This window comes from Xenorhabdus kozodoii (assembly GCF_002632875.1).
Classification (GTDB): domain Bacteria; phylum Pseudomonadota; class Gammaproteobacteria; order Enterobacterales; family Enterobacteriaceae; genus Xenorhabdus; species Xenorhabdus kozodoii.
On sequence record NZ_NJCX01000013.1, the window covers coordinates 17,750 to 30,618 of the forward strand.

Consider the following 12,869-nt stretch of genomic DNA (forward strand, 5'->3'; position numbering starts at 1 on the left):
AGTACGCCTAACCCGATATTTCTAACAGACTATTCTCTGAACTATTTTCCAAACAAAAGGTTATCATCCATGTGTGCTGTTTCATCTCCTAACTCGCAGTATGTTGTCGCAAAATTTGGTGGTACGAGTGTGGCAAACTTTGATGCCATGAATCATTGCGCCGAGATTATTTTGGCAAACACAAATGTCCGTGTTGTCGTCCTGTCAGCGTCTGCTGGCGTGACCGACTTGCTGGTTGCATTGGCGGCTGGCTGCGATAGCGACAAGCGGGAGAGCTACCTGAAACAGATCCGTGACATTCTATACGCCATTATTAACCGATTGAATGAAGTTGATGTGATCCGTGAGGAAATTGATCGTCTGCTGGAGAATATTGAGATGTTGTCAGAAGCGGCATCCCTCGCGACGTCAGATGCATTGACTGATGAATTAGTGAGCCACGGTGAAGTCATGTCCACTTTATTGTTTGTGGAGTTACTGCGTCAGCGCAATGCCAATGCCGAATGGTTTGATATTCGCCGGATCATGCGAACCAATGATCACTTTGGGCGGGCAGAGCCGGATATGCTGCAACTTCATACGTTGGCCATGGAGCACCTGCATCCTCGCCTGAACGACACCATCGTCATCACACAGGGGTTTATTGGCAGAGAAGAAAAAGGCCGCACAACGACGCTGGGACGAGGTGGCAGTGATTATACCGCCGCCTTACTGGGTGAAGCCCTTGGTTTACAGCGTGTTGATATCTGGACAGATGTTCCAGGCATCTACACGACCGATCCCCGAATTGTCCCTACGGCTAAACGCATCGATAAAATTGCCTTTGATGAAGCGGCAGAAATGGCAACATTTGGCGCCAAAATCCTCCATCCCGCCACGCTGCTACCCGCCGTTCGCTGTGGCATTCCGGTATTTGTTGGCTCCAGCAAAGATCCACAAGCCGGTGGTACGGTGGTTTGCGATAAAACAAAAAATCCGCCACTGTTTCGGGCATTGGCCTTACGCCGCAAACAAACTTTGCTGACACTGCATAGCCTAAGAATGCTACATGCAAGAGGTTTTCTGGCAGAAGTCTTTACCCTCCTGTTGCGCCATCATATTTCGGTGGATTTGATTACCACATCCGAAGTCAGTATTGCCCTGACGCTGGATACCAAAGGTTCCACCAGCACGAATGGCAGTCTACTGACCAATGCGTTGCTAACTGAATTGTCTACGTTATGCCGTGTGGAAGTCGAAGAAGATATGGCACTGGTGGCCATTATCGGTAATGAACTTTCACGCGCAAAAGGATTGGGAAAAGGGATTTTTGGCGTGCTGGAACCCTTTAATATTCGCATGATTAGTTGTGGTGCAAGCAGCCATAATGTCTGTCTGCTCGTTCCAGGTAAAGATGCGGAACAGGTCATTCAGACATTGCATCAGAGTCTGTTTGAGGTATGACGATACAAGTTCAATATCGCGCTAGAAAACCCGCATAAAAAAGGCGGGTTTTTTGATTTTCCTACGACCCACACATCGGATGTGTTTTTCCCCTCGTTATCATCCATAATAAGAAAACGAAAACAAATTCCATTTTGTGTCCATCGCAGCGCCCATTGCTGCAATGAGACGATTATTCAGAGGGAATCTTATGAGCACAGCCGTTGCCAGCAAACGCACAAAAAAAACGAAGATGATGACAAACAGTGCCGCTGCAAGCGGCCAGGTTCAATCTTTAAGCCGAGGGCTGACACTTTTGGAATATATTTCCGATTCACCTGTTGGCGTTACCTTGACGGATCTGGCAATACAAGCAGGCCTCCCCAACTCCACCACCCATCGCCTTCTGACCACCTTGCAACAACATGGTTTTGTACGCCAAATAGGTGATCTGGGGTTATGGGTGATCGCTTCCCATGCTTTTGTCGTTGGTAGTAGTTTTTTACAAAGCCGCAATCTGATGGTGCTGGTTCATCCGATATTGCGCCAGTTAATGGAAGATTCCGGTGAAACCGTCAACCTTGCCATCCTCAATCTTGATGAATATGAGGCCGTGATTGTCGATCAAGTGCAATGCAATGCACTGATGAGAATGTCCGCCCCGATCGGCGGCAAATTACCGATGCACGCTTCCGGCGCGGGTAAAGCCCTGCTTGCTACGCTACCTGAGCAAAAGCGCCTCCAATTGCTGCATAAAAAAGGGATGCACGCTTATAGCCAGCATACTTGTACTACCGCTGCTGCATTAACAGAAAATCTTGAACAGATCCGCAAGCAAGGCTTTTCATTTGATGATGAAGAACATGCGTTAGGATTACGCTGTATTGCTGCCTGTATCTATGATGAACATCACGAAGCCTTTGCCGCGATTTCCATTTCTGGTCCAGTATCACGTATCTCTGATGATCGCGTGACTGAACTTGGCGCTCTTGTTATACGGGCAGCAAAAGCAGTAAGTCGAGAATACGGCGGAATGAAGTAATTTTTGCCAAGATCCCATCAAAGAAGCTGATTTGTTGACAAGCTGTTACGTTTCAGCTTTAAAAATTGATACAGATCACAGATAAATCGCGTCGTTGACGAAAGTTGATTGCATCCTTTGGTTGTTGCATTAACAATGTTACCGGTAACAGTGAAGCAATAGTCACATTCCATTGTGGTGTCGGGAGCCATTATCATGACAACAAACCAAAGCAGCACGACTACCAACGAAACCGTCGCGCGCATTACACAACGTATTATTGAACGATCAAAAGAGACTCGCAGCCAATATTTAGCTCGCATTGCAGCCGCCCGTTCAAAAACCGTCCATCGCGCACAGCTAGCATGCGGTAATCTGGCTCACGGTTTTGCCGCCTGTCAGGGTGATGAAAAAATCGCATTGAAAAATATGGTGCATAACGACATCGCCATTATCACCTCTTACAACGATATGCTCTCCGCCCACAAACCCTATGAAGATTATCCCCAAAAGTTAAAAAGATCGCTGCGTGCTATAGGTGCGGTCGGCCAAGTTGCCGGTGGTGTTCCCGCCATGTGCGATGGTGTGACGCAAGGCCAGGATGGCATGGAATTATCCCTGCTTAGCCGTGACGTGATTGCCATGTCTGCGGCTGTTGGGCTTTCTCATAATATGTTCGATGGCGCCCTGTACTTGGGAATTTGTGACAAGATTGTTCCGGGATTGGTGATGGCCGCACTGTCATTTGGTCATCTACCGGCTGTTTTTGTTCCCGCGGGGCCAATGAGCAGTGGTTTGCCAAATAAAGAAAAAGTCCGCATTCGCCAGCTTTATGCCGAAGGCAAGGTTGGCCGCCAAGCGCTGCTGGAAGCTGAAGCCGCGTCTTATCACAGTATCGGAACCTGTACGTTCTACGGCACCGCCAATTCCAATCAAATGGTGATGGAAGTGATGGGATTGCATCTACCGGGTGCTTCTTTTGTCTCCCCAGACACGCCATTGCGTGAGGCGTTAAATGATGCTGCTGCGCGTCAAGTCACACGTTTGACCGAAACTTCAGGCAATTATCTTCCTTTGGGGCAAATGGTCGATGAAAAAGTGATCGTCAATGGCATTATTGCCTTGCTGGCAACCGGAGGATCGACCAACTTGACCATGCATCTTATTGCAATGGCAAGAGCGGCGGGGATTATCATTAACTGGGATGATTTTTCTGATTTGTCTGAAGTGGTGCCGCTGTTATGCCGTATCTATCCAAATGGCGCAGCGGATATCAACCAATTTCAGGCTGCCGGTGGAGTGGCATTAGTCATTCGTGAATTACTAAAAAAAGGCTTACTGCATCGTGATGTCAATACCATCGCGGGGTTTGGCCTGGAACGTTACACGCAAGAGCCGTGGCTTAATGAAGGCCAGTTAGCATGGCGGGCAAGTCCACTCGCTTCATTGGATAGCAATGTCATTGCCAGCATTGACCAGCCGTTCGAACAACATGGCGGTACAAAAGTCATGACCGGAAATCTTGGGCGTGCAGTAATGAAAACGTCAGCGGTTCCGGCAAATAATCAAATTATCGAAGCACCTGCCGTGGTTTTTAATAGCCAGCATGATATCGCACCCGCGTTTGAGGCTGGTAAGCTGGATCGCGACTGTGTGGTGGTTGTCCGTTATCAAGGCCCACAAGCTAATGGTATGCCAGAATTGCACAAGTTAATGCCACCGCTGGGTGTATTAATGGATCGGGGCTTTAAAATTGCTTTAGTGACAGATGGCCGATTGTCTGGCGCTTCGGGTAAAGTCCCTTCAGCCATCCATGTTACGCCAGAAGCTAAGACGGGCGGATTACTGGCAAAAGTGCAAGATGGTGATGTGATCCGCGTTGATGGCCGAACTGGGGAACTGACGCTTTTGGTCGATGAACAAGAGCTGGCACAACGATCACCCCATCAACCAGACTTAAGTGAAGGGCTTATCGGTTGTGGCCGCGAACTATTTGGTGCCTTGAGAACCCAGCTATCGGGGGCAGAACAAGGGGCATGTTGCATTACATTTTAATCAACGAGGGGGTTAAAATCCCTTGTGTTCTGATTTAACGAGAGAAACTACTGATGAATAACTGGAAAACAAGTGCAGAAAATATCCTGACTGATGGCCCTGTCGTCCCTGTCATTGTTATCAATGAAATTGAACATGCGGTTCCCTTGGCAAAAGCGCTGGTTGCCGGTGGAATTCGTGTTCTGGAGGTGACATTAAGAACGGAATGTGCGCTGGAAGCCATTCGCCTTATCGCCACAGAAGTTCCTGAAGCCATTATCGGCGCAGGCACGGTTATTAATCCTGAACAGTTGTCTGCCGTTACAAAAGCCGGTGCTCAATTTGCCATTAGCCCAGGGTTGACGGATGATCTGTTGAAAGCCGCAAGTGTAGGTTCAATCCCTCTTATTCCAGGGATCTCCACAGTTTCTGAATTAATGCTGGGGATGAGCTATGGCTTAAACTGCTTCAAATTCTTTCCGGCAGAAGCGAATGGCGGTGTTAAGGCATTAAAAGCGATTGCAGGCCCATTCCCGCAAGTCCGTTTTTGCCCAACGGGGGGGATTTCTCTTGACAATTATCGCGACTATCTGGCATTGAATAGTGTCCTGTGCATTGGGGGTTCATGGCTGGTTCCAGGCGATGCATTGAAAAAAGGCGATTATCCCCAGATTACAGAACTCGCTCGCGCGGCGGTTACAGGCGCAAAAGCATAGTCGTTTTATCTAAATTTTAATGCGGAAATTTGAGATTAAAGAATTTCCGCATTAATAAAAATCAATCATTACTTACCTAAAATTTCTTCTAACTTAGCATCATTAAAAATTCACTCGGATAATTGAAGGCTGAACATAATTCACTTAATAATAAAAATAAAGCCACTTTCAATTTTACTATTAATTAATCACTTTCAATAATGTCCATGTGCCAGTGCCATTATCTCTATCTGATAATAGAGATGTATAAACTTCATATATAGCGTCAGGTTGCTCTGCCGGCCAACAGACATCAAGAAACCCGCCATGCGCATAATTAAAACTATTCAGTAGACGAATAATATTACCTTCACGAACTTTGCCATCAAATTCATTGGTCGTATCTGAAAAAATATACCATGTTGCACTATCAAGGGCATGTACAGGTTTATCCGCAGTATACACATTATAGAGTTCTGGTGATGGTGCATTCCCACTAACTCTCAGATACCCTCCATTATTTCTGTAGAAGTTGAATAAAAATATCGTATCACCACTGTAAACTTCCGTCCCTATACTTTTACCTTCCGCTGATAAAATCTGCCATGAACCTGAGCCGCTATCTCGATTTTGTGAAACAGAAGTGACAACATTATATTTCTCACCTATTGAAATCGCTAACCCATAAACATCAAGATAACTGCCATCAGCATGGTTATTTTTAAGATGTAAAATATCACCATATAAAACAACTTCAGCCATTACTTCCTCCTTAAGTATTTTTATAAATAAATAAGATGATTCTATTAATGGTGCAGGTTTATAATAATTAAATTACGGAATTATACCAATCCAACTTCAAGTTGCAGTTTGCCAGCCAATGAGAGTGCTTATATCTCTCCGCTACGCGGGGAGATATAAGATGCATCTTGAAAGGCGACTGGTATATATTTATTGAATTGCAACTAACATCATTTTGTTAAGTCGGGATCATACCATTAAAACCCAATAATAAAATAGCAAATTGGTTTAAAAACGACATATATAAGCACTATTTTTTATCATGCAGTGATACATTATTTTTATCTATACGCATTAAACTTCAAGTTGCAATTTACAACACGATATGAAACCTGATTTCTCCCCGCGAAGCGGGGGAGAAATCACACGCATCTTGAAGTTAGATTGGTATATATTCATTAGCAATATCACTGTTTATATTTTTTATTTGATCCATTTCAGAACGTTGACTGAATCTTTGCCTACGACGATAAGCAAAAACATCTTCTACATATCCATTTTTAATACGCTCTTGCAACGCTCGCCAGTAATCTGCTTTAAAGAGATCACTGTGACTTTCTTCAAAATAAGACCGAATACGTTTGTCAGTACATAAAAACTGCCGAAACTCTTCTGGAAAAACATCGTTAACAGCAACACTGAACCAAGGTTCACTAGCCAGTTCATCTTCAGGATAGCGTGGAGGGGGAATATCCCGGAAGTTCACTTCGGTCATGTAACAGATCTCATCATAATCGTAGAAAATCACTCTTCCGTGACGTGTCACGCCAAAATTTTTAAACAACATATCACCAGGAAAAATATTTGCCGCCGCGAGTTGCTTAATCGCATTGCCATACTCTTCGATAACATCCTTCAATTGCATCTCATTGACGTGTTCCATATAAATATTTAACGGCATCATTTTACGCTCCATATAAAGATGCTTTATCAAAATCTTATCGCCTAAATCCTCCAGTTTTTCTGGGATCTCTTTTTGCAACTCCGCCATTAACTCAGGGCTGATATGGTGTTTATCAATCATAAAGTTTTCAAATTCCTGAGTATCCGCCATTCTGCCAACACGATCATGCTCTTTGACCAAACGGTAACACTCCTGGACACGCGCGGGGGAGACTTCTTTTTGCGGCGCAAACCTGTCTTTAATCACTTTAAATACCCGATCAAACGAAGGGGAAGTAAAAACCAACATCACCATGCCCTTCACTCCTGGTGCAATCGTAAACTGCTCCTGAGTGGAATTAATGAATGTCAGATATTCACGATAGTATTCTGTTTTACCGTGCTTTTGACAGCCTATCGCCATGTATAACTCTGCCGTGGATTTTGTCGGAAGAATTTCACGTAACCACTCAACTAAAGCCGCTGGCAACGGCGCATAAACCATAAAATAGGAGCGAGCAAAACCAAAAACAATACTGACATCATCATGATGGGTTAAACAGGTATCGATAAAAATCCCCCCCAATTCATTGTGATGAATCGGCAACAAAAAGGGATGAACAGCCGTTCCCATCCTGATTTTTCCTACCAGCCAGGCTGCTTTATTACGGTAAAACAGTTCATTGGCGATTTGAAATGTGGCGTGTAATAAATCAGTTTGGGAAAAGGTATTCTGTAAATATTGCGTGATATAACCAATATCCCGATCCAAATCCTCCCATTTAAGGCGTAATGGCAAATCATTTAAGAGGGTTCTCAACATTGCGGCAAGATTATCATTAGGAAAAAAATCCCGTGATAATGGACGAGAAATATGGCGAAAACGGTAAGCAGGTTGTGAAGAAAAGATATAAAGATTTTCTGGCCTTAAATTACGATGTTTAAAAAGACGACAATAAACCGAATTAAAAAAACTTTCTGCAATTTCAAAACGTGGATAGTCTGGCAGTAAACCGGTATAAACTGCTTTGACTTCGGCAATATCATCTTCATCATGTTGTAATGATGTATGGATACGCTTCAACTGCTCCACCACCAACCCGACATGATGATCGTACAGGTTAATCCTCTTTTTCATGGCCTGTTGTACAGCATGCCAGTCAGCCAGTTCAAAACGTTGCTGTGCCCCAGAAGTGACTTCCAGAAATCGACCGTATTGTGCATCAAATCCCTGCAAAATAGTTTGCGCAATTAAATGCGCGAGATCCATTTCCATATTTAGCCACCTTTATCTGACACGTAAAGGGGTATTCCTTTTGGAATCCCCCAATCAGTGATTATCCCCATCGGTATAGTAAATCTAGAATTGCTGCTCTTCTGTCGATCCTGTTAATGCCGTCACAGAAGAACCTTCTCCCTGAATAATCGTGGTCACTTTATCAAAATATCCCGTTCCCACTTCCTGCTGATGTGAGGAGAAGGTATAACCCTGCTTAAGGGAAGCAAATTCTCGTTCCTGAACTTTTTCAACATAATGTTTCATTCCTTCACCACGCGCGTAATCATAGGCTAAATCAAACATGTTGAACCACATGCTATGTATGCCCGCTAGTGTGATGAACTGGAATTTATAACCCATAGCAGATAACTGCTCTTGGAAACTCGCGATCGTTTTATCATCCAGATTCTTTTTCCAGTTGAAGGAAGGTGAACAGTTATAGGCCAGCAATTTGCCAGGATATTTAGCATGGATAGCTTCTGCAAAATGGCGAGCCGCTTGAATATCCGGTGTAGAGGTTTCGCACCAGACAACATCAGCGTAAGGGGCATAAGCCAAACCGCGGCTGATAGCTTGTTCAATGCCAGCACGTGTACAAAAGAAACCTTCATAGGTTCGTTTGCCAGTAATGAACTTCTGGTCATAGGGATCACAATCCGAGGTCAGTAAATCTGCTGCATCTGCGTCAGTACGCGCAATTAACAAGGTAGGGACACCGGACACATCAGCCGCTAACCGTGCAGCAACCAGCTTCTGGATGGCCTCTTGCGTCGGAACCAAAACTTTGCCACCCATGTGCCCACATTTTTTCACCGCTGCCAATTGATCTTCAAAATGCACTGCGGCGGCACCCGCTTCGATCATCGCTTTCATCAGTTCAAATGCGTTAAGTACCCCGCCAAACCCGGCCTCAGCATCCGCGACAATTGGCAAGAAATAGTCAATATATTCTTGGCTATCGGGTTCGATGCCATTTGACCATTGGATTTGATCTGCACGAAGGAAACTATTATTGATACGTTTGATGACATTAGGAACTGAATCAACGGGATACAAAGATTGATCAGGATACATACTCGCTGCGGTATTTGCATCTGCTGCGACTTGCCAGCCGGAAAGATAAACCGCCTCAATACCGGCTTTAGCTTGTTGAAGTGCCTGCCCGCCAGTCAGTGCCCCAAGCGCGTTCACATAGCCTTTTTTCGACTCACCCTTTAACAACTTCCACAACTTTTTCGCCCCTATTTGCGCTAAAGTATGTTCAGGATTAATCGAACCACGCAATTTAACGACATCTTCAGCACGATACGGACGAGTGATACCTTTCCAACGTGGTTGTTGCCATTCTTGTTCCAGTTGAGCGATTTGTTGTTTCCGGGACATGGTCATGATGTTCTACTTCCTATTCTTAATTAATCGGATATTTTTGCCATTGTTGTTTTTAAACTAGTCTAATAATTGATAACCCGGTAAGGTAAGGAAATCAATTAAGTTGTCCTGAGTCGTAATGCTTTCCATCAAATCAGAAGCTTCTATAAATCGCCCTTGGTTAAAGCGCGGCTCCCCCACTTCCTGTTTAATAACGTCTAGCTCTTCTTTCAACATTTCTCTGAACAGTTCTTTTGTCACTTTTTTACCATTCGAGAGTGATTTTTCATGGCGGATCCATTGCCAAATGGAAGTTCGGGAAATTTCTGCCGTCGCCGCATCTTCCATCAAGCCATAAATCGGCACGCATCCATTCCCCGAAATCCAGGCTTCTATGTACTGAACTGCAACACGAATATTGGCGCGCATTCCCTCTTCTGTTCTTTCTCCCAAACAAGGCGCAAGTAATTGTTCTGCTGTAATCGTTCCATCTTCTTCGCGCAAAACAGTTAATTGGTTTTGACGCTCGCCCAGTTTTGTATCGAAGATCTCCATGACAATATCTGCAAGCCCTGGATGTGCAACCCACGTACCATCATGGCCGTTATTGGCTTCCAGCTCTTTGTCTGCCCTGACTTTGTCCGACACTTGCTGGTTTTGCACAGGATCTTTACTGGGAATAAATGCTGACATTCCTCCCATTGCAAACGCGCCGCGTTTATGACAAGTTTTGATCAGCAAGCGAGAGTAAGCACTCAAGAAAGGTTGTGTCATCGTAACGGACTGGCGATCCGGTAAAACGCGATCAGCATGATTTTTCAATGTCTTGATATAACTGAAAATATAGTCCCAGCGTCCACAGTTTAGGCCAACGATGTGATGACGTAAGTGATAGAGAATTTCGTCCATCTGGAATACGGCGGGCAATGTTTCAATCAAAACGGTTGCCTTAATCGTGCCTGTCGGCAAATTGAAACGCGACTCTGTAAAACGGAAAACATCACTCCACCATTGTGCTTCATGGTAGCTCTGTATTTTGGGCAGGTAAAAATAAGGACCACTGCCTTTTTGCAGTAACCTCTTATAATTTAAGTAGAAATAGAGTGCAAAATCAAACAACCCACCAGATATCGGTTCATTCTCATAAAGGACATGTTTTTCTGTCAGGTGCAACCCTCTAACCCTGGCAATCAGTACTGCGGGCTTTGTTTTCAACTCATAGCGTTTCCCCTGTTCATTGGTATATGAGATCGTACCATTGACAGCATCTCGTAAGTTAATTTGCCCATTGATGACCTTATCCCATTCAGGCGCTAATGAATCTTCAAAATCGGCCATAAATACTTTTACATTTGCATTTAGGGCGTTGATAACCATTTTGCGCTCTACAGGTCCCGTTATTTCAACTCGACGATCTTTTAGATCATCGGGTATCCCTTGGATTTTCCAATCACCATTTCTAATGGAAGCTGTTTCCGAAATAAAATCGGGTAATGAACCGCTATCTATTTTTTCCTGCCAACGTACACGTTCATCCAATAATTTTGTACGTTTGTCAGAAAATTCAATAATCAAATCCTCTAAAAAGCGAATAGACTCAGGCGATAACACCTGTTTCTCTGCTTCTCCGAAAGATTTAATAAAAGTTAGTTTGGTTGCTAATGCCTGCTGCATAATCTCTCCATTTCTCACTTTTAAACACTCACCCGACTAAGACTAACCAATTAAAAAAATAAATCAAAAACCATTTCCATTATTTTTAAAATTTAAAAATAAATAATTAAAATCAATAGATTAAGATGATTTAGAAGCAGGAAAAACAGGGAAATGAATTCCAAAAAAATAGACACAATAATGTTAAGTTTTTGTTATGTATGAAAAATAACAGATGAATATTGAACGGCAACAACGGAAGGAAAATTAATAAAATGAGAAATGACTCGCTTCAGCAATCTCTCATTTTTCTATCTAAAACTTAAACTAGGCTCAATCTAAGGTCGGATTCATAAAAGCTAAATCATATGGTGTAATTTGATAAACATAATAATTCAACCAATTTGAAAAGAGTAAATGACCATGACTACGCCAAGACACAACGGGTTTATTTGCAGGATCGTTATTTGGGAAGTAATTGACTGGCAATTCCGGCTCCAGACCAGCGGTATGATCACGCCAATATTCCGCAGCTAATGTCCCTGTGTCATATTCAGGGTGTCCTGTCACAAAGACTAATCTTTTGTCTTTGCTGGCAAATAGATAGGCTCCTGCCTCTTTTGAACTGGCTAAGATATCCAAATCTGTCTGTTCACGGATCAGAAATTCAGGAAAGTCAGCAAAACGTGAGTGAGGAGCAAAAAATGTTTCATCAAATCCACGGGTCAATAGTGCCAGAGGATCTAAAGTTGAATGGGGATAAACACCCGATAGTTTTGTTTTTCGAGTATGCTTAGGAAGGTGATAAAGAATTTTTAATGCCGCTTGAACAGCCCAACAGACAAAAAGTGTCGAAGTCACGTGTTCTTTTGCCCAAGCCACTATTCTTTCTACCTCACGCCAATAAACGACATCCTCAAACTCAATCAGCCCCAGAGGAGCGCCGGTGACTATCAATCCATCGAAATTTTGATCTTTTATTGAATCAAAATCACAATAAAAGGTATCTAAATGTTCAGCAGGGGTATTTTTACATTGGCGACTATCGATACGTAACAATTGAATATCGATTTGAAGCGGGGTATTAGACAATAGCCTAATAAACTGGTTTTCTGTTTCTATCTTCTTTGGCATCAGATTAAGTAGCAAGACCTTCAATGGGCGGATATTTTGAATACTGGCCCGGGTTGATGTCATGACAAAGATGTTTTCATTGCGAAGAGTGCTCACCGCAGGTAATTCATCTGGTACACGAATTGGCATTGCTCAAAACCTCAACTATTCAATTGTACATTTAGACTTCTAGATAGCCAAATTTAACCAGACTGACAGGTAAATGTCGAGTTATTGTACTCAAATTGAAATTATTTCATTCTATTATATAGAAGATAGTAATCAGAATAAGGAAGGGAAATAAGGTGATATAGTTATATATAGTTATACCAATCTAACTTCAAGATGCGTGTGATTTCTCCCCGCTTCGCGGGGAGAAATCAGGTTTCATATAGTGTTGTAAATTGCAACTTGAAGTTTAATGCGTATATAACACGATGTGATCAATATATAAAAACGCAAAAAGCCATCCGGTGAAGGATGGCTTCTCTGTCTGAAGTGATGTCTGGCAGTGCCCTACTCTCGCATGGGGAGGCCCCACACTACCATCGGCGCGACGGCGTTTCACTGCTGAGTTCGGCATGGATTCAGGTGGTCCCAC

Annotated in this window: 9 protein-coding genes and 1 other annotated feature; of the genes, 4 read left to right on the forward strand and 5 right to left on the reverse strand. The window is 43.4% G+C overall.

Annotation, left to right across the window (positions count from 1 at the left end):
* The first annotated feature begins 69 nt into the window (after positions 1-69).
* The 4 genes from lysC to Xkoz_RS10240 all read left to right on the forward strand — a co-directional run bounded on the left by lysC (position 70) and on the right by Xkoz_RS10240 (position 5,193).
* Positions 70-1,443 carry a lysine-sensitive aspartokinase 3 gene (gene lysC / locus Xkoz_RS10225; protein WP_099142063.1) on the forward strand — a complete coding sequence of 458 codons (1,374 nt, stop codon included), beginning with the start codon at positions 70-72 and terminating at the stop codon, positions 1,441-1,443.
* A 190-nt stretch (positions 1,444-1,633) separates the two neighbouring features.
* Entirely contained in the window at positions 1,634-2,464 is an 831-nt protein-coding gene (iclR, locus tag Xkoz_RS10230) for a glyoxylate bypass operon transcriptional repressor IclR (RefSeq protein ID WP_099142064.1), read from the forward strand.
* Positions 2,465-2,659: 195 nt separating this feature from the next.
* On the forward strand, positions 2,660-4,498 hold the full coding sequence (edd, locus tag Xkoz_RS10235) for a phosphogluconate dehydratase (RefSeq protein WP_099142065.1): 1,839 nt from the start codon (positions 2,660-2,662) through the stop codon (positions 4,496-4,498).
* A gap of 53 nt (positions 4,499-4,551) precedes the next feature.
* Entirely contained in the window at positions 4,552-5,193 is a 642-nt protein-coding gene (locus Xkoz_RS10240; protein ID WP_099142066.1) for a bifunctional 4-hydroxy-2-oxoglutarate aldolase/2-dehydro-3-deoxy-phosphogluconate aldolase, read from the forward strand.
* A 180-nt stretch (positions 5,194-5,373) separates the two neighbouring features.
* Here the strand turns inward: Xkoz_RS10240 and Xkoz_RS10245 are convergent, their stop codons facing one another.
* From Xkoz_RS10245 to metA, 5 genes are all read right to left on the reverse strand, one after another.
* On the reverse strand, positions 5,374-5,934 hold the full coding sequence (locus Xkoz_RS10245) for a hypothetical protein (RefSeq protein WP_099142067.1): 561 nt from the start codon (positions 5,932-5,934) through the stop codon (positions 5,374-5,376).
* Between the two features lie 418 nt (positions 5,935-6,352).
* On the reverse strand, positions 6,353-8,131 hold the full coding sequence (aceK, locus tag Xkoz_RS10250) for a bifunctional isocitrate dehydrogenase kinase/phosphatase (RefSeq protein WP_099142068.1): 1,779 nt from the start codon (positions 8,129-8,131) through the stop codon (positions 6,353-6,355).
* A gap of 84 nt (positions 8,132-8,215) precedes the next feature.
* Positions 8,216-9,523 (reverse strand): isocitrate lyase, encoded by a 1,308-nt coding sequence (gene aceA, locus Xkoz_RS10255; RefSeq protein WP_099142069.1) that lies wholly within the window; start codon positions 9,521-9,523, stop codon positions 8,216-8,218.
* Positions 9,524-9,580: 57 nt separating this feature from the next.
* Positions 9,581-11,176, reverse strand: coding sequence for a malate synthase A (gene aceB / locus Xkoz_RS10260; protein WP_422646050.1), 1,596 nt, complete (start codon positions 11,174-11,176; stop codon positions 9,581-9,583).
* A 312-nt stretch (positions 11,177-11,488) separates the two neighbouring features.
* The gene (gene metA / locus Xkoz_RS10265; RefSeq protein WP_099142070.1) at positions 11,489-12,418 is read right to left on the reverse strand and encodes a homoserine O-acetyltransferase MetA; all 930 of its coding nucleotides are present in this window, start codon (positions 12,416-12,418) and stop codon (positions 11,489-11,491) included.
* A 363-nt stretch (positions 12,419-12,781) separates the two neighbouring features.
* Positions 12,782-12,869, reverse strand: a sequence feature (5S ribosomal RNA rRNA prediction is too short).